At 73.4% G+C, this 17356-nt stretch carries 14 protein-coding genes and 1 tRNA gene; 11 read left to right on the forward strand and 4 right to left on the reverse strand.

Annotation, left to right across the window (positions count from 1 at the left end; translation table 11 throughout):
• The first annotated feature begins 319 nt into the window (after positions 1–319).
• Together C892_RS0107560 and tesB are read left to right on the forward strand one after the other, a co-directional pair.
• The gene (locus C892_RS0107560; RefSeq protein ID WP_017556721.1) at positions 320–2509 is read left to right on the forward strand and encodes an ATP-dependent DNA helicase UvrD2; all 2190 of its coding nucleotides are present in this window, start codon (positions 320–322) and stop codon (positions 2507–2509) included.
• Positions 2499–3419, forward strand: a complete 921-nt coding sequence (gene tesB / locus C892_RS0107565) for an acyl-CoA thioesterase II (protein ID WP_017556722.1) — start codon at positions 2499–2501, stop codon at positions 3417–3419. The genes C892_RS0107560 and tesB overlap by 11 nt, the downstream gene beginning before the upstream one ends.
• Positions 3420–3522: 103 nt before the next feature.
• On the opposite strand, the gene C892_RS31740 is transcribed toward tesB, so the two are convergent.
• Positions 3523–3912, reverse strand: coding sequence for a hypothetical protein (locus C892_RS31740; RefSeq protein WP_193374749.1), 390 nt, complete (start codon positions 3910–3912; stop codon positions 3523–3525).
• Between the two features lie 244 nt (positions 3913–4156).
• Here C892_RS31740 and C892_RS0107575 point away from each other — a divergent pair, with 244 nt between their 5' ends.
• The 4 genes from C892_RS0107575 (at position 4157) to C892_RS0107590 (ending at position 6546) form a co-directional block, all read left to right on the forward strand.
• Positions 4157–4435 carry a WhiB family transcriptional regulator gene (locus C892_RS0107575; RefSeq protein ID WP_017541811.1) on the forward strand — a complete coding sequence of 93 codons (279 nt, stop codon included), beginning with the start codon at positions 4157–4159 and terminating at the stop codon, positions 4433–4435.
• A gap of 75 nt (positions 4436–4510) precedes the next feature.
• Positions 4511–4681, forward strand: a complete 171-nt coding sequence (locus C892_RS31745) for a hypothetical protein (protein WP_017541812.1) — start codon at positions 4511–4513, stop codon at positions 4679–4681.
• A gap of 178 nt (positions 4682–4859) precedes the next feature.
• A complete protein-coding gene (locus C892_RS0107585; RefSeq protein WP_204366448.1) occupies positions 4860–5420 on the forward strand; it encodes a M48 metallopeptidase family protein in 561 nt (186 codons plus the stop codon).
• 652 nt (positions 5421–6072) lie between these two features.
• Positions 6073–6546 (forward strand): hypothetical protein, encoded by a 474-nt coding sequence (locus tag C892_RS0107590; RefSeq protein ID WP_017556724.1) that lies wholly within the window; start codon positions 6073–6075, stop codon positions 6544–6546.
• Positions 6547–6717: 171 nt separating this feature from the next.
• Here the strand turns inward: C892_RS0107590 and C892_RS0107595 are convergent, their stop codons facing one another.
• Together C892_RS0107595 and C892_RS0107600 are read right to left on the reverse strand one after the other, a co-directional pair.
• On the reverse strand, positions 6718–7269 hold the full coding sequence (locus C892_RS0107595) for an NUDIX domain-containing protein (RefSeq protein WP_017556725.1): 552 nt from the start codon (positions 7267–7269) through the stop codon (positions 6718–6720).
• Entirely contained in the window at positions 7266–8681 is a 1416-nt protein-coding gene (locus C892_RS0107600; protein WP_017556726.1) for a zinc-dependent metalloprotease, read from the reverse strand. Before C892_RS0107600 ends, C892_RS0107595 begins: the two co-directional genes overlap by 4 nt.
• Before the next feature lie 145 nt (positions 8682–8826).
• Here C892_RS0107600 and C892_RS0107605 point away from each other — a divergent pair, with 145 nt between their 5' ends.
• The 3 genes from C892_RS0107605 (at position 8827) to C892_RS0107615 (ending at position 12344) form a co-directional block, all read left to right on the forward strand.
• On the forward strand, positions 8827–9939 hold the full coding sequence (locus C892_RS0107605) for an NAD-dependent epimerase/dehydratase family protein (RefSeq protein ID WP_017556727.1): 1113 nt from the start codon (positions 8827–8829) through the stop codon (positions 9937–9939).
• A gap of 778 nt (positions 9940–10717) precedes the next feature.
• On the forward strand, positions 10718–11161 hold the full coding sequence (locus C892_RS0107610; RefSeq protein ID WP_017541818.1) for a molybdenum cofactor biosynthesis protein MoaE: 444 nt from the start codon (positions 10718–10720) through the stop codon (positions 11159–11161).
• A 121-nt stretch (positions 11162–11282) separates the two neighbouring features.
• On the forward strand, positions 11283–12344 hold the full coding sequence (locus tag C892_RS0107615) for a YlbL family protein (protein ID WP_026124207.1): 1062 nt from the start codon (positions 11283–11285) through the stop codon (positions 12342–12344).
• A 345-nt stretch (positions 12345–12689) separates the two neighbouring features.
• Here the strand turns inward: C892_RS0107615 and C892_RS0107620 are convergent, their stop codons facing one another.
• Entirely contained in the window at positions 12690–13223 is a 534-nt protein-coding gene (locus C892_RS0107620) for a PPA1309 family protein (RefSeq protein WP_239647299.1), read from the reverse strand.
• 252 nt (positions 13224–13475) lie between these two features.
• On the opposite strand from C892_RS0107620, the gene C892_RS0107625 reads away from it, so the two are divergent.
• Together C892_RS0107625 and C892_RS0107630 are read left to right on the forward strand one after the other, a co-directional pair.
• Positions 13476–16514, forward strand: a complete 3039-nt coding sequence (locus C892_RS0107625; protein ID WP_051060494.1) for a UPF0182 family membrane protein — start codon at positions 13476–13478, stop codon at positions 16512–16514.
• A 126-nt stretch (positions 16515–16640) separates the two neighbouring features.
• A tRNA-Met gene (locus tag C892_RS0107630) sits at positions 16641–16717 on the forward strand.
• Positions 16718–17356 lie beyond the last annotated feature (639 nt).

Below are 17356 nucleotides of genomic sequence, written 5' to 3' on the forward strand. Positions count from 1 at the left end.
GTGACAACGCGGCGCACCTCCCCGAGCTTCCCCGTATCGGCTCCGTCACCTCGTGGGACGCCCGCAGAATGCGGGTGGTTCCCACGGGAACGCCCGCCGCGGGGGGCTTCGCGCGCGGCGCCGGCCGTCCACAGGTGCGCCCGCGAACTGCGCTCACGTCCGCCGGCGCCCCCGATACTTGAGAGACTCGACGGGCGGAGTGGGGCGCCGGTGGCCGGAGTCGGCCGCGGCGCGGCCGGGCGGCGGCCCGGCCCCGGGCGCCCGGCCGGCGCCGCCCACGGAACGGACCCCCGAACGGATCAGGGAACGGAGGATGCGCATGGACCCGGACCGCGTGCTGGAGGGGCTGGACCCCGAGCAGCTGGAGGCGGCGCGCGCCCTGCGCGGACCGGTGTGCATCCTGGCGGGGGCGGGGACCGGCAAGACCCGCGCCATCACCCACCGGATCGCCCACGCGGTGGCCTCCGGGGTCGCGGCCGAGCAGCAGATCCTCGCGGTCACCTTCACCACCCGCGCCGCCGGCGAGATGCGCGGCCGGCTGCGCGCCCTGGGCGCCCCCCGGGTGCAGGCCCGCACCTTCCACGCCGCCGCCCTGCGCCAGCTCTCCTATTTCTGGCCGCAGGTGGTCGGCGGCCCCGCCCCCACCCTGATCGACTCCAAGCTCCAGGTGGTCGGCCGGGCCGCCCGGGACTGCGGGGTGGACACCGACCGGACCACCCTGCGCGACCTGGCCTCGGAGATCGAGTGGTGCAAGGTGACCCAGGTCCGCCCGGCCGACTACGAGCGCGCGGCGGCCAAGGCCGGGCGCACCGCCCCCATGGCCCCGGTCGAGGTGGCCCGGGTCTTCGAGGGGTACGAGGAGATCCGCCGCGAGCGCAACCTGCTGGACTTCGAGTCGATGCTGGAGCTGACCGCGGCGATGCTGGCCGAGCGCCCCGAGATCGCCGAGCGGGTGCGCGACCAGTACCGCTACTTCGTCGTCGACGAGTTCCAGGACGTCAACCCGCTGCAGAAGCTGCTGCTGGACGCCTGGCTGGGCGACCGCGACGACCTGTGCGTGGTGGGCGACCCGGGCCAGACCGTCTACTCCTTCGCCGGAGCCACCCCGGCCTACCTGACCCGCTTCGCCGCCGCCTACCCGCACGCCACCGTGGTGCGGCTGGTGCGCGACTACCGGTCCACCCCCCAGGTGGTGCGGGTGGCCAACGAGGTGCTCAAGCGCGGCCGCCCCGCCACCGGCGGCACCGACCAGCCGCTGGAGCTGCTGGCCCAGCGCCCCGACGGGCCCGACCCCTCCTACACCGAGTACGACGACGAGCCCGCCGAGGCCTCGGCGGTGGCCCGGCGCATCGCCGCGCTCATCGACGCGGGCACCCCCGCGCGGGAGATCGCGGTGCTCTTCCGCACCAACTCCCAGTCCGCCGCCTACGAGCAGGCCCTGTCCGACGCCGGGATCGCCTTCACCGTGCGCGGCGCCACCCGCTTCTTCGACCGCCAGGAGATCCGCCAGGCCGTGCACACGCTGCGCGGCGCCCGCCAGGGCGGGGGCGGCGACCCGCTGGCGGGGTCGGTCCGCCCGCTGCTCGCCTCCCTCGGGCTCACCCCCGAGGCCCCGGAGGGCCGCCAGGCGCGCGAGCGCTGGGAGTCGCTGTCGGCCCTGGCGCAGCTGGCCGACGACGTCGCGGTGCAGCGGCACCGGGGCGGCTGCGCGGCCCCCGGGCCGGACGGGGCGCCGCCCCGGCCCGCCGCGGGGCCGCTGCCCGAGACGTGCGCCTGCGGCCGCCCCTACACCGCCACCCTGGACGACTTCGTCGAGGAGCTGGAGGCCCGGGTCGCCACCGAGCACGCCCCCGAGATGGAGGGCGTCACCCTGGCCTCGCTGCACGCGGCCAAGGGGCTGGAGTGGGACGCGGTCTTCCTGGTGGGCCTCACCGAGGGGACGCTGCCCATCGTCTACGCCGAGACCGACGAGCAGGTCGAGGAGGAGCGGCGGCTGTTCTACGTCGGCGCCACCCGCGCCCGCGAGTACCTGGCGATGTCCTGGGCGCTGGCGCGCTCCCCGGGCGGGCGCAAGGGCCGCCGCCCCAGCCGCTTCCTGGACGGGCTGCGCCCGGCCTCGCCCTCGCTGGCCTCCGGCCGCCGCGACCGCGCCCGCCCCGGCCGCACGGTGCGCTGCCGGATCTGCGGGAACACTCTGACCGACGCCGCCGAGCGCAAGGTCGCGCGGTGCGCCGACTGCCCCGCCGACTACGACGAGGCGCTGCTGGAGCGGCTCAAGGAGTGGCGCAGGAACACGGCGCAGCGCCTGGGCGTCCCGGCCTATGTGGTGTTCACCGACGCCACCCTGCAGGCCGTCGCCGAGCTGGAGCCGTCCGATGTGTCCGGGCTGTCGCGGATATCCGGTGTGGGGGCCGTGAAGCTCGAACGCTACGGTGAGGCGGTGCTGGCCCTGTGCGCCGGGGAGGAGCCCCCGGCACCCGAGGAGGAGGGGGAGCACGATGGCGGATGAGAGCGCGGCGCCGACCGCGGGGGAGCGGGCGGGCGGACCCGCCGGCCCTGCGGAGGGGCAGTCGCTGGCCGCCCTGCTGGACATCCTCGACCTGGAGCGGATCGAGGACGACATCTACCGGGGGTCCAGCCCCGACCACGGCCCCCAGCGGGTGTTCGGCGGCCAGGTCGCCGGGCAGGCGCTGGTCGCCGCCGGGCGGACGCTGCCCCCGGACCGGGCGGTGCACTCGCTGCACGCCTACTTCATCCGCCCCGGCGACCCGGCGGTCCCGATCGTCTACCAGGTGGACCGGGTGCGCGACGGGCGCTCCTTCACCACCCGCAGGGTGACCGCGGTGCAGCACGGCCGGGCGATCTTCACCCTGTCGGCCTCCTTCCATACGACCGAGCCGGGCCTGAGCCACCAGGTGCGCATGCCCGAGGTGCCCGGCCCCGAGGAGCTGCCGACCGCCCGCGAGCGGCTGGAGAAGGCGCTGGGCAGGGTGCCGCGGTTCGCCTACTGGCACCCGATCGAGATGCGCCCGGTGGGCCCGCTCTCGTTCGAGGTCAGCGCCGACCCGGCGCTGCGCACCACCGAGAACCTGGTGTGGATCAGGGTCGACGGCCGGCTGCCGGACGATCCGATGCTGCACGTGTGCCTGATGACCTACGCCTCGGACCTGACCCTGCTGGACACGGTCCTGCTCCGGCACGGGCGCTCTTTCGAGGGCATCTCCATGGCCAGCCTCGACCACGCCATGTGGTTCCACCGCCCGTTCCGTGCGGACGAGTGGCTGCTGTACGCCCAGGAGACGCCCTCGGCCGAGGGGGCGCGCGGGCTGGCGCGCGGCCTGGTCTACACCCGCGAGGGCGAGCTGGTCTGCTCGGTGGTGCAGGAAGGCCTGATCAGAGTGGTCGGCGACGGTGACTGATCCGGCCCCGGTCCGCCGCGGTCCCGCCCGTACGAGGAGCGGCCGGGGCGGGGCCGGGGGAGAATTCCCCGGGCCCACGGCCGGATCCGGACGAAATCGCAGGTCAAAAATAGGTTGCCGGTTCTGTGCGGCCGCGTCTAATGTTGTCTCCCGTCAGCGACCGCGCACGGTCCGCGGCGAGAGCCGCGTACCTGACCGAGAGGAGGTGTCCCATCTGATGATCGTTATGAAGAGCGAATTCGGCGGCAAGTCCGGCGATGCCGCGCGCTTCATGGTGTCCGCCTGCGATCTGCGGGGCACCGAGCGCGGCGCGCACCGGTTCGGCCGTACCGGCTATTCCGCCCGTACGGGCTTCGACCAGTCCCTTGCCATCGGCGGCGGCGTCCGGCGCCTCCGCTCGATGAAGGGCGGCCTGATCACGGCCGGCGTCGGAGCCGCTTCCACGGGTGGAGTGCGTCCGGTCGCCGAACGCGGACTGCCCGGGTTCGTTCACGCAGCAACCCCGCGCCCGCAGGGCGCAGCGGGGGCGTGTCCATGGAGGAGACCGGCGTAGAGAACGCCGAGCGAGTCTTCCGTGGCCGCGGCCCCGCACAGGGGCCGCGGCCTTATTCGTCTCCGCAGTAGCGGGTCCTCGCCGTCCGGTGGGGGTCCGGACTCAGCGGGCGCGGCCGAGGCGCCGGCCCCGGATCGAAGATCCGACCGTCGAACGCGTAGACGAAAAGATCAGGAGGACACCGATGCTCGCGTCGGTCCTGGAGACTCCGTGGCTCGGTGAGGCCGAGGTTCCCTGCCGGAGGGAGCCGGACCTCTTCTTCGCCGAGTCGCCGGCCGATGTCGAGGCGGCCAAGGCCGTCTGCCGGACCTGCCCGTTCCGTGAGCAGTGCCTGGCCGACGCCCTTGAGCGCCGTGAGCCGTGGGGGGTCTGGGGCGGCGAACTGCTCGTCGCCGGAAAGGTCGTCCCCCGCAAGCGTCCGCGGGGCCGTCCCCGCAAGCACCCGCAGCCGGTCGCGGCCTGAACCGCGCCCGCCGCTGCCACGGCACCAAGCCCGACATCCCGGAACACCGCAGAACCCGAGAGGAAACCCGAACGGATGCTGAACGAACTCATGGCCACGATGAAGACCGCCCCGCGTGCTGAGGGCGCCGAGCAACGCGACCGCGAACGGCGCAGGCTGTCGGCACGACAGCTGCGGGCCGAGATGCGCGAGCGTTCGCGCATGGAGCGCGCGCTCATGGAAATAGGGTGGTCCCGCCTGTGTTGATGGCGCGACGGCGCTTCGCCGGAGGCCGGTGTCCCTGCGGGGGCGCCGGCCTCCGGCGTGTCGGGCTCGGGGACGCGGAGGGCGTCGAGGGGCGCAACCAGGGGATTAGGGATGCCGAGTCCCTAAAAAGAGCAATCTCCCCCTGTGGTATGAGTCAACTCTGGGATACCGTGACGTTGTGCCTCAGAACACAGAGATCGAGGTACGGCGAAGTCCCCGCCGACGGCGGACGGTGTCCGCCTACCGCGACGGGAACAAGACGGTCGTCCTCGTCCCCGCCACGTTCTCCCGCGCAGAGGAAAAGCGCTGGGTGAGCAGGATGCTGGACCGGCTGGAGGCCAGAGAGGAGCGCCGCCGCCCGGGCGATGCGGCCCTCTACGAGCGCGCCATCGAACTGGGGGAGCGCTACCTGGACGGTCTCGCCGTTCCGGACAGCGTGCGGTGGGTGGACAACCAGAAGACCCGCTGGGGCTCGTGCACCCCGGACACCGGTGCGATCCGCCTCTCACGCAGGCTCTCGGGCATGCCCTCGTGGGTGGTGGACTACGTGCTGGTGCACGAACTGGTCCACCTGGTGATCCCGCACCACGGCCCCGAGTTCTGGGAGATGGTGCACCGCTACCCCAAGGCCGAGCGGGCCCGGGGCTACCTGGAGGGCGTCAGCGCGGCATCCCGCCTGGCCGACGGGGGGACCGCCGAGGAGGCGGCCGCCGAAGAGGACGACGTCCTCGGCGAGTGACCGCATCCGGCCCCGTGCTCGTCTCCGCCTCCGCTTATGGCCCCCACCTCCGGTCGCGGCCGCGGCCGCCCGACGCGCCGTCATGCGCGGACGGCCGGTGGACAGGTCGTGTCCGCTGGAGTGGTGGAACTTTCGGCCGCGTCCTTGTGAGCGGTGCGACCGCGGCGGCGCGATCGGAGACCCCGCCCCGGATGCGCGCCCCCTCCTCGCCGTTGATCTCGGGAGAGTCGGGGTAATACCGGCGAGTATTACCCCGACTCTCCCGAGATCAACGGGGGTGTCGGTGTGGGCGGCCGGGGCCCGCAGAGTTCCACCGCGCCGGCGGACACGACCGGTGGACAGCGGCGACGACGGATCAGCAGGTGCCCCGCTCACGGCCCCGGCCGGGGGCAGGCCTTCCGTGGGCCGGGCGGGGGCCGGTCTGCGCCTGACGTCCCGGCGGGGCCGTCGGGTCAGGCCGCTCCGTGTGCTCCGGTCGCTCGGGTGGATCCGGCTGCTCTGTGCGCCTCGTCCGTGCAGTTCGGGCGCTCGGGGGAGGCTGCGGGGCGAATCCGTACGGTTTCGGGGGATTGACGCGCTGTAGACGCGAAATTACCTTCGCGTAACGGTCGGAAACACCGGCCGGTATCCCCCGCACACGGAGGTAGGCGCAGTGACCCGTATCTCCCGCACACCCGTCGGTGTCCTCCTGGGGGCCCTGGCCCTGGTCGGCATGGCCGCGAGCCCTGCCGCAGCGGCCGAGGGCTCGCTGGACGGCTCGATCTCGGCCGAAGGCCGGGAGTGCAGCTGGACCGACGGGGTCACCAGCGACCAGGCCCCCAACGACCTCACCGTCGACCGAACGACCATCAACCCCGGACTGTCCTGCTCCGACGGCACGACCGCGACCCTCAACAACGACCCGAACGTCGTCTTCGACGACGCCGCGGGCACCATCACCGCGGACATGCTGGACATCACCGTCTCGCAGCTCGGCGTCGACTGCCGCTACCAGGCGGCGGACATGTCGGCCGACCGCGACGGGGACACCCGCACCTACCGGGCCAGCGTCGACATCCCCCTGCACGAGGGCGGCTTCTTCTGCCCCGACCCGGCGTCGGTGGACGCCGAGTTCGTCTTCCACTGACCCTGTCCCCCGACCCCGCCGCCGCACATGCGGTGACGCGGCGATGACGATCAATGGTGATCACCGACGGTGACGGAGGCGCCACGTCTGAAGAGCGCTCCCGGCGCCTCCGCCGCCAACCGCCCGGTGGGGCCCTGTCCGGAGCCCCGCCGGGCGGCCGTCGGAGAAGGGTCAGGCGGCCTGCTCGCGGACCGCCGCCGACGCGGCGGCGAACAGGGCGCGGCACGCGTCGTCCGTGGGCTCGGGCAGATCGTCGACGGGGAACCAGCCCAGGTCGGACGACTCCTGCGGGTCGATGGTCAGGGCGGCGCCGTCCGGGGCCACCGCCGCGTACTGCACGTCCAGATGCCAGGTACCGCCGCAGCAGCCCACCCAGTGCCGGTCCAGCCGCACCGGCCCCGGAAGCACCACCACGCCGCGGATGCCGCTCTCCTCCTCGGCCTCCCGCGCGGCCGCACCGGCCAGCGTGGCGTCGCCGTCCTCGAGGTGGCCGCCGGTCTGCAGCCACAGCCCGACCTTGCCGTGCAGCGTCAGCACGCCCTTGGCCCCGCTCGGGTCCAGCACGGCGGCGCTGGCGGTGATGTGCCCGGCCGCGCACGACCGGTGCAGCGCGTCGGGGTGGGCGTCCATGTGCTCCAGGTAGGCCCGGCGCAGCTCCTCGTTGCGCGCGTCGGGCGCCGCCCAGGCCGACAGCGCGGCCCGGACGTCCTCGGCCAGGCTCATGCGCCCCCGTCCCCGCGGCCGCCGCTCCCGTCGTCCTTCTTCCCCTCGCCGCTCCCGTCGGTCCCGTCACTCCGGCCCTCGGAGTCCGCACCGCGGCCGAGGTCCTCGGTGAGCCGGGACAGGTCCAGGTCGAGGTCGCCGTCGGTGCCGCGGCCCGCCACGAAGGCGTCCGGGTCGTCCAGGTCGGCGCTGGTGGGCATCAGGTCGGGGTGCTCCCAGACCGCGTCGCGCCCGTCGGCGCCGTGCGCCTCGGTCAGGGCGGTCCACAGCCGCGCGGCCTCGCGCTGGCGGCGCGGGCGCAGCTCCAGGCCGACCAGGGTGGCGAAGGTGTGCTCGGCCGGCCCGCCGGTGGCGCGGCGCCGCCGGACCGCCTCGGCCAGCGACGGCGCCTGGGGCAGGCGGTCGCGCACGGCCTCGTCCACGACCACCGACACCCACCCCTCGATCAGCGCGATCGCGGTCTCCAGGCGGGCCAGGGAGGCCTTCTGCTGCGGGGTGTCCTGGGGCTGCAGCAGCCCCTCGCCGCCGGACAGCGCCTCCTGCAGCGCCGCGGGGTCGGACAGGTCGATCCCGCCGAGGCGCTCCTCCAGGGCGCTCATGTCGAAGGACATGCCGGCCGCGTACTCCTCGATGAGCCCGAGCACGTGCGAGCGCAGCCACGGCACGTGGCCGTAGAGCCGGTGCACCGCCGCCTCGCGCGCGGCGAGGAACAGCCGCACCTCCTCCTCGGGCAGGCCCAGGCCCTCGCCGAAGCTCTCGACGCCGGCCGGGATGAGCGCCGCGCGCCCCTCACCGGCCAGGGGCAGGCCGATGTCGGTGGAGCCGACGACCTCGCCGGCCAGTTCACCGATGGCCTGCCCGGCCTGCTGGCCCACCAGCATGCCGCCCATCTGCCGCACCATGCCCATCAGCGGGCCGGCGACCGACTGCATCTCCTCGGGCATGTTGGCGCCCATCGACTCCACGATGCGGGAGGTCAGCGGGTCGCACAGGCGGGTCCAGGTGGGCATGGTGCGCTCCACCCACTCCGAGCGGCTCCAGGCCTGCGCGGTCTGCGCGCCGGAGGGGAGCGGGGTGGCGCCGTCCAGCCACAGGTCGGCCAGGCGCAGCGCCTCCTCGACCTTGGCGCCCTCGACGGGCCCGACGCTGGCGTCGCCCTTCTCGGACACGGTGTGCCGGGCGATGTTCTTGGCCATGTCCCAGTTGACGCCGCTCTGCGACGTCTCCTGGGAGCCGGGTGCGGGCTGGGCGGCCATCATGTCGGCGAACTGGCGCAGCATCTGCGCCATCTGCTGCGGGTCGCCGAGCGGGAATCCGCCGGGCATCCCCGGGGTCTGCCCGCCTGGGCCGCCGCTCCCGGAGCCGGTGTCGCCCGAGCCGCGACCCGACTCGTCGTCGGGGTCGTTGGGCATGCTGAAACCAAATGGCAGGTCGCTCACGATCAGACCTCAGGCAGGATAGGAATGTCTCCACTGTCACGTTAGCTGGGAGCAGGCCGGAGTGAGTACCCGAAACAGCCAGGTTCGCCCTGAGCACAGTCCGCAGGGTGACGGGCCGGTGGTGGCCGTGACAGGGGCCGCCTCCGGCATCGGCCGGCTGCTGGTGCAACGACTGGCGGCCGCCGCGGGTTCCGGGGCCCCGGTCCAGGGGTGCGCGGCGCCCGCGCGTGTCGTCGCCGTCGACGACGGCCCGGCCCCCGAGGACCTGGTCGGCCTCGCCGGGCCCCCCGGCCTGGACTGGCGCTCGGCCGACGTGTGCGACCCGGCCCTGGCCTCCCGGCTGCGCGGGGTCGACGTGCTGGTGCACGCCGACACCGACCGCTCGGCCGACACCCCCCGCCGGGAGCGCCGCGCCCGCGCGGTCCGGGCCGCCCAGACCGTGCTCACCGCGGCCGCCGCCGAGCGGGTGCCGCAGGTGGTCCTGGTCACCGGGACCGCGGTCTACGGCGCCGCCCCGGACAACCCGGTCCCGCTCCACGAGGACGCCCCGGTGCGCACCGAGGGCGCCGACGGGCTGGCCGGGGACTTCGCCGAGGTCGAGGAGCTGGGGGAGCGGGCGCGCCGTGCCCACCCCGGGCTGTCGGTGGCGGTGGTGCGTCCGGCGCCGCTGGTCGGTCCGGACCTGGACACCGTGGTCGGACGGCACTTCGCCGCGCCCCGGCTGATCTCGGTCAAGGGCGTGGAGCAGCGCTGGCAGTTCTGCCACGTGGAGGACCTGGCCTCGGCGCTGGAGCTGGTGGCGCTGGGCGGCGCGGGCGGCGGCGACACCGCCCTGGCCGTGGGCTGCGAGGGCTCGCTCGGCCAGGAGGAGGCCGAGGAGATCGCGCAGATGCGCCGGTTCGAGGTGCCCGCGGGCATCGCGTTCGGCGCCACCGGCCGGCTGCACCGCGCGGGGGTCACCCCCGCCGCGGCCGGGGACCTGAAGCACCTGGTGTACCCGTGCGTGGTGGACTGCGCGACGCTGCGCGGGGCGGGGTGGAAGCCCTCCTACGACAACGCCGAGGCGCTGCGGGCGCTGCTGGAGGCGGGCGGGGAGGCGACCGCGATCGTCGGCCGCCGCCTGGGAAAGAAGGAGGCCGCGGTCACCGCGGCCGGCGCAGCGGGTGCGGCCGTGGCCGCGATCGGCACGGCCGCCGCCGTCCGCCACCTGCGCAAGCGCCGGAAGGGCTGAGGGCGGCCTTGAGCCGAGGGCCGAGGGGCGGGGCCGTCGTACCGCGCCCGTCACTCGGATCCCGAGGGACGGCCTCGCCGGTGGCAGGCGGGCGACCTGGGAACGGTGGACGTCGGCGGCCGGGGCCGCTCGTCCGGTCGTGCCGGGTCTCGGCACCGGAGGGGGCGGGGACGGCCTCCTCGGCGCGGGTCCGGGGTGCGAGGGAGCCCTTCGACCTGCGGATGGACACGGAGTGCGGACGGGCATTCGACCCTGCAGCGGCCCACCGGCCATGGACGCCTACCGTCGCGCCCGGCGGCACGTCAGAAAACCCCCGTCAGTGCGATTCGGTCGACCCCTTCGATGATCGAGGCGGACGGACGTTCCGCCCCTTCACCCGCCACTTCAGCGGGCGTGGGCCCCGGCATGCCCGAGGACGTGCCGGGGGCGCGGTCGGAACCGGTGCCTGGCCGGTGTCGGCCAGAGGGCCCCGCCCCACTTGCCCGGTGTGCGGGCCGGTCGTTCCTCTAGGAAGGAAGGCCGAGAGGCGTGGCCCGCCCATTTCGGTTCGGTTCGGTCCAGTGCGGTCCGGAACAGGCGTCAGAACGTGCAACGGCATGGACCACATGCTCGTGCAGTGGTCTAATGCGGGAACACAGCCACCACCGGGTCGCGGGAGGGGACAGTCAGGAGGCGACGGGGCGTGGCCGACCGGGTCGTAGAGGTCTCCAAGCACCCGGCGTGCCGTCCCTGAGCTGCTTGGACGTTCCTCCCGCCGTCGTAGGGCGTTGATACGGTCATGCATGTGGAAGCCATCACTCTCGTAGGACTGCGCGACACCTCCATCACCGTCGACGAGGTCGTCTCGGCCGTCGCCGACCCCAAGGCGGGCGGCACCGCCTTCTTCGTCGGCACCGTGCGCGACCACGACCACGGCCGCGGCGTCACCGAGCTGGCCTACTCGGCGCACCCGAGCGCGGAGGCCGAGATGCGGCGCGTCATGGAGAAGGTCGTGGCCGACACCTCCCGTGACGGCCGTCCGGTGTGGCGGGTGGCCGCACTGCACCGCGTCGGCGACCTGCGGGTCGGCGACAACGCGGTGGTGGTCGCCGCCGCCGCGGCGCACCGTGCCGAGGCCTTCGACGCCTGCCGCAGGCTCATCGACGACATCAAGGCCGAGGTCCCCATCTGGAAGCACCAGCGCTTCACCGAGGGCGACGCCGAGTGGGTCGGCGCCTGCTGATCCCCTTCCCCGGGGGACCCGGGCGTGATCCGGCCGGCCTGCGGGGCGGCCGGGCGGCGCGCCCCCGGACGTGCGGCATGCCGGAAACGGGCGCACGTTCCGGGGTCGTAGTCTGGTGCCCATGCTCCGTCGCGCCAAGACGCTCATCACCGCGGTCATCCTGCTGGTCGGCCTCGCGGTGGGTTCGGCATTCCTGCCGGTGCCCTACCTCGTGGCATCACCGGGCATCACACTGAACACCATCGGCGACGACGCCGACGGGGACCCGGTCATCGAGGTCGAGGGGCGGGAGAGCTACCGCCACGAAGGCGACCTGTCGATGGTCACGGTCCAGTACGCCGGGGGCCCGGGGCGGCGGATGAACATCCTCACCGTGATCAGCGCCTGGCTCTCGCCCACCCAGGCGGTGCTTCCCGAGGCAGCGCTCTTCCCGCCCGACCACAGCGTGGAGGAGGTCAGCGAGTCCCAGACGCTGGCCATGGACGAGTCGCAGACCTCGGCGGTGGCGGCCGCGCTCACCGAGATGGGCGTCGACTACGACCTGCGGCCCGTCGTCGCCGGGGTCACCGAGGACGCCCCGGCCGACGGCGTGCTCGAGGCCGGGGACGTGGTCCTGGAGGTGGACGGCGAACAGGTCGCCGACAAGGGCGAGGCCGCCGAGCGGGTCGGCGACCGGGACCCGGGCGACGCGGTGGAGCTGACCGTCGAGCGCGACGGCGAGCAGGAGACGGTCGAGGTCACCACCGAGGAGGACGACGAGGGCGGCGCGGTCGTGGGCATCATGATCGCCGACGACCCCGACTTCCCCTTCGACGTGGACTTCCAGATCGAGGACGTGGGCGGCCCCAGCGCCGGGATGATGTTCGCGCTCGGGATCATGGACCGCCTGGACCCCGACGGGCTGACCGGCGGCCACGATGTGGCCGGAACCGGCACCATCGACGCCGAGGGCAAGGTCGGCGGCGTGAGCGGGGTGGCCCAGAAGATGGTCAGCGCCCGGGACGAGGGCGCCGAGTACTTCCTGGTGGCCGACGAGAGCTGCTCCCAGACCTTCGAGTCGGCGGCCACCGGTGACATGGAGGTCTTCAAGGTCGAGGAGCTGGGCGACGCGGTGGCCGCCCTGGAGGCCATCAAGACCGGAGAGGGCCTGTCCGACCTGCCGCGCTGCGGGCCCGGAGCCTGAGCCACCGGCGGAACCGCGGCGCCCGGGCGGTCCGGCCGCCCGCCGGCCCGGCACGGATCCTCTGCGCGGCCCACCGTCCCCGGAACACGTCAACGCCCCTTTTCAGGGACCGCCGCAGAGGAGCGCGTGAGGAGGGCCTCAGGGACGGCGATCCAGCGGCGGAGGCCGCTCCCTGGCGCGGGTGTACCGCCGGAGAGGCGGTCCGCACCGAGGGGCCGGACGGGTCCGGACCCTCTTCCCGGGGCGACCGGAGACCGGGCCGACGCCCGTCTTGCAGCCGCATCGGCCCGCATCGGCCCCGCGCCCGCGGCGCCACACCCGTCCGGCGCGCACGCGCCGGACGGGTCAGCCCTGGTCCTCGTCCTCCTCCTGGAGGGTCAGTTCCAGCGCCGATGTCAGGGCGGGCACCAGGTCGGGCCCGTTCAGCACCTGGTCCTCGGTGTCATGGGCGCGCATCCGCAGGGCCGCGTGGCGGCCGCCGTCGCGGAGCACCCCCGCCACCATGCGGACCTCCTCGGCGCTCTCCTGGGAGCCGGCGGCCGCGCCGCCGTCGCCGCGCGGCGGGTCCAGGGTCTCGTCGGACCCCTTGACCACCAGGCGCTCCATCACCAGCGCGCACCCCGCGACCGCCTCGGGCCAGGCCATCCGGCCCAGCGCCTCCTCCAGCGGCACCCCCTCGGGCAGCGGCTCCTGCTCGACCGGGGTCAGCTCGGCCGGGTCGGCCGAGGCGTCCAGCCCCAGCATCGACGCCAGCGCGGGCTCGCGCCGGGCCAGCTCGGCGGTGGGCACCAGGGCGTAGACCCGGGGCGGCTGGTCCCACCCCTGATCCGAGGCGTGGCGCTCCAGGTCCATGACGGCTTCGCGGATATTGAGAGTCACCCGTCCATGGTGCCCGATCGGGCCCCCTGACGCCCCCGCTCCCGCCGAGTAGGGTCAGGGGGCACCACGCACCGATACACCGCCGATGCCGCGCCGATGTGATGTTGTCATCCCCCCGGCGCGGGGTTTCGGGAACCCGGCGCGCACACAATAAGTTGCCGATACAGAGGGGCCCTGCCCCTCGCCGTCCAATGACGAACATGACGAGGGGGAGGCGTGAGCTTCCGAACGCCCGGCGCACCTTCCGCGCGCATGCCTCGACGAAACCGGCTGCTCGCGCCTGTCGCGGTGGCCGTCGTCGTGATAGTCGCGGGGTTGCTCGTCGCCGCCAATTTCGTGACCGACTACAAGTGGTTCGCCTCGGTCGGCTACACCTCGGTCTTCTGGACCGAGATCCGCACCCGCGCGCTGCTCTTCGCGGGCGCGGCCGTCCTGATGACCGCTTTCGTCGGCGCGAGCGTGTACTTCGCCTACCGGAGCCGCCCGCTGACCCGCCCCGCCAGCCTGGAGCAGCAGGGGCTGGACCGCTACCGGATGGCGATCGACCCGCACCGCAAGCTGTTCTTCTGGCTGATCGCCGGCGGCCTGGGGCTGCTCACCGGCGCCTCGGCCAGCGCGGAGTGGGGCACCTTCCTCCAGTACGCCAACCGCAACCCCTTCGGTGAGACCGACCCGCAGTTCGGGATCGACATCTCCTTCTTCGCCTTCACCTACCCCTTCCTCCGCGTGGTGCTGGGGTACCTGTTCGCCGCGGTGGTCCTGGCGTTCATCGCCGCGGTGATCGTGCACTACCTGTACGGCGGGGTCCGCCTGCAGACCCAGGGCCAGCGGGCCACGCCGGCCGCGCGGGTGCACCTGTCGGTGCTGCTGGGCGTGTTCGTGCTGCTGAAGGCGGGCGCCTACTGGCTGGACCAGTACGGCCTGGTCTTCTCCGACCGCGGCTATACCTACGGCGCCTCCTACACCGATGTGAACGCGGTGCTCACCGCCAAGGTGGTGCTGGCGATCATCGCGGTGGTGTGCGCGGCGCTGTTCTTCGCCAACATCTACTTCAAGAACGCGATGGTGCCGCTGGTCAGCCTCGGCCTGCTGGTGCTGTCCGCGGTGCTGATCGGCGGCGTCTACCCGGCGGCGGTCCAGCAGTTCCAGGTCAGCCCGAACGAGCAGCGGGCGGAGAACCCCTACATCACCCGCAACATCGAGGCCACCCGGGACGCCTACGGCATCACCGACGCCGAGACCCAGACCTACGACGCGGAGACCGAGCTCACCCCCGAGCAGCTCTCCGAAGAGGCCTCCACCATCCCCAGCGTCCGCCTGGTCGACCCCTCCGTCGTCTCGCAGACCTTCCAGCAGATGCAGCAGGTCCGCGGCTTCTACCAGTTCCCCGACGTACTGGATGTGGACCGCTACGAGGACGCCGAGGGCAACTCGGTGGACACCGTCATCGCCGCGCGCGAGCTCGACGGCCCGCCCGAGGGGCAGGACAACTGGCTGACCCGGCACACGGTCTACACCCACGGCTTCGGCGTCGTGGCGGCGGCCGGCAACCAGGTCGACGGCGAGGGCCGCCCGGTCTTCACGCAGTACAACATCCCGCCGACCGGTGAGCTCTCCGAGGTCACCGGCGAGTACGAGCCGCGGATCTACTACGGCCAGCAGGGTGCCGACTACGCGATCGTCAACGCCGAGCCGGAGTACGACTACCCGCTCGACGCCGACGAGAGCACCGAGGACATCACCACCTCCGAGGACGTCGAGGGCGAGGGCGCCGGCGAGGGCGCCGGGGCCGACGAGGCCCGCGCCCCCGCCGACGGCCAGGAGGAGGGCTCCGGCGAGGAGGGCTCCGGTGAGGGCGCCGAGCAGTCGCCGGAGTCCTCGCCCGAGGCCACCGAGGGCGGCGGCCAGGGCGGCGAGGACCCCGGCAGCCAGGCCACCAACCACTACGACGGCGAGGGGGGCGTGCAGCTCGGCTCGTTCTTCGACCGGATCCTGTACGCGATGAAGTACCGCGAGCCGGACATCCTGCTGAACACGGCCATCACCGACGAGTCCAAGATCATGTACGACCGGGACCCGTCGCAGCGCGTGGAGAAGGTCGCGCCGTTCCTCACCGTGGACGGCAAGCCCTACCCGGCCATCGTGGACGGGCGCGTGCAGTGGATCGTGGACGCCTACACGACCAGCTCCGGCTACCCCTACTCCACGCCGATCGACTTCTCCCAGGCCACCGAGGACACCTTCAGCGAGGGCGGCAACAACGCCACCGCGCTGCCGGGCAACCAGGTGAACTACATCCGCAACTCGGTGAAGGCGACCGTGGACGCCTACGACGGCTCGGTCACCGTCTACGGCTGGGACGAGGACGACCCGGTCCTGGAGACCTGGTCGGACGCGTTCCCCGGCGTGGTGACGAACAGGTCGGACATCGGCGATGAGCTCGAAGGCCACCTGCGCTACCCGGACGACCTGTTCAAGGTCCAGCGGGAGATCCTGAAGCAGTACCACGTGACCGACGCCGACGCCTTCTACGGCGGGCAGGACTTCTGGGACATCCCGGCGGACCCGACCAAGGAGGGCGACAACCCCGAGCCGCCGTACCGGCAGACCATCCGGTACCCCGGCGACGAGGACGCCCACTTCTCCCTCACCTCCACGTTCGTCCCGCGGGGCAGGGAGAACCTGGCGGCGTTCATGTCGGTGGTCAGCGATCCGGCCTCGGAGGAGTACGGCAGGATCCGGATGCTGGAGCTGCCGCGCAGCAAGGTGATCCTCGGGCCGGGGCAGGTCCAGAACGCCTTCCAGTCCGAGGCCAGCGTCCGTGAGGTGCTGCTGCCGCTGGAGCAGAGCGATTCGACGACGGTCACCTACGGCAACCTGCTCACCCTGCCGTTCGGCGACGGGATGCTGTACGTGGAGCCGCTCTACGTGCAGGCCCAGGGCGAGGCCAGTTACCCGCTGCTGCAGCAGGTGATGGTGGCCTTCGGTGACGAGGTGGCCATCGGCGAGAACCTCCAGCAGGCCCTGAACAACCTGTTCGAGGGCGAAGAGGCGCCGCTGGAGGAGGGCGCCGAGGACGCCGATGAGGACGCCGGTGAAGGCGGCGGCGGTGGCGGTGGGGGCAGCGACGCGCTGTCCCAGGCCCTGGACGACGCCGCGAAGGCCTACGAGGACAGCCAGCAGGCGCTGCAGGACGGCGACTGGGAGGCCTACGGCAAGGCCCAGGAGGAGCTGGCCGACGCGCTGGAGCGCGCCGAGGAGGCCCGCAACGAGCAGGAGGAGGGGGACTAGCCCCGCCCGGGGCTCCGGCGGCCGTGCGCCGTCCCGAGGGCACCGCCCTCGGGAAGCGGCCCGGCCGCCGGAGCGCCTCCGATTTGGTCCCCGTCGGAATCCGCGCTAACGTGGGGAACACACCGACGCGGGGTGGAGCAGTTCGGTAGCTCGCTGGGCTCATAACCCAGAGGTCGCAGGTTCAGATCCTGTCCCCGCTACCAAAACGAAGGGGCCCGGTACTCGATCGAGTACCGGGCCCTTTTCGCGTCCCCTGAGCGGGACGTGGTGCGCCGGCCGACCCGTGGCCGGCCCCGCGTGTTCGACCGGGCGCCTCGGGCGCCTTCCGGGCTTTGCGTCGGCCGTGCGGGGCCGTCGGCAGGTCGGGCGAACCTGAGTGCATCGAGAGCGGTAGGGGAACCGCGCCAGGCCGCCGATGGTGGCGATTCCGCCGCTGTCGCTCGTCGGCCCCGGCCGTCCCCCCCCCCCGGGGGGGGGGCACTGCCTGCCGTCCGCACCGACACCCCCGTTGATCTCGGGAGAGTCGGGGTAATACCGGCGAGTATTACCCCGACTCTCCCGAGATCAACGGCGAGGAGGGGCGCGCACCCGGGGCGGGGCCTCCTGCGCTCCTGTGCCGGGATCCGGCGCGACCGGGCCGTCGCCGCTCCGGTCGGGCGGAGCAGGCCCCGCCGTCCCCGCCGACGATCCGGGGCGCCTCGGGCGGTGCCGGAGGGGCGGGCCAGGGCCCCGCCGCGCGCATTCGGCTCCGATTTGGTGTGCGGTTCGGATTCGCGCTACTGTGAAGACACACCGACGCGGGGTGGAGCAGTTCGGTAGCTCGCTGGGCTCATAACCCAGAG

The organism is Nocardiopsis baichengensis YIM 90130, assembly GCF_000341205.1.
In the GTDB taxonomy this organism is placed as follows: domain Bacteria; phylum Actinomycetota; class Actinomycetes; order Streptosporangiales; family Streptosporangiaceae; genus Nocardiopsis_A; species Nocardiopsis_A halophila.

Bases quoted from the DNA above. Each gene is read 5' to 3' on its own strand.
- C892_RS0107560 (WP_017556721.1), top strand. From the start codon at position 320: ATGGACCCGGACCGCGTGCTGGAGGGGCTGGACCCCGAGCAGCTGGAG.
- tesB (WP_017556722.1), top strand. From the start codon at position 2,499: ATGGCGGATGAGAGCGCGGCGCCGACCGCGGGGGAGCGGGCGGGCGGA.
- C892_RS0107575 (WP_017541811.1), top strand. From the start codon at position 4,157: ATGCTCGCGTCGGTCCTGGAGACTCCGTGGCTCGGTGAGGCCGAGGTT.
- C892_RS31745 (WP_017541812.1), top strand. From the start codon at position 4,511: ATGCTGAACGAACTCATGGCCACGATGAAGACCGCCCCGCGTGCTGAG.
- C892_RS0107595 (WP_017556725.1), bottom strand. From the start codon at position 7,269: ATGAGCCTGGCCGAGGACGTCCGGGCCGCGCTGTCGGCCTGGGCGGCG.
- C892_RS0107600 (WP_017556726.1), bottom strand. From the start codon at position 8,681: ATGCCCAACGACCCCGACGACGAGTCGGGTCGCGGCTCGGGCGACACC.
- C892_RS0107610 (WP_017541818.1), top strand. From the start codon at position 10,718: ATGCATGTGGAAGCCATCACTCTCGTAGGACTGCGCGACACCTCCATC.
- C892_RS0107615 (WP_026124207.1), top strand. From the start codon at position 11,283: ATGCTCCGTCGCGCCAAGACGCTCATCACCGCGGTCATCCTGCTGGTC.
- C892_RS0107625 (WP_051060494.1), top strand. From the start codon at position 13,476: ATGCCTCGACGAAACCGGCTGCTCGCGCCTGTCGCGGTGGCCGTCGTC.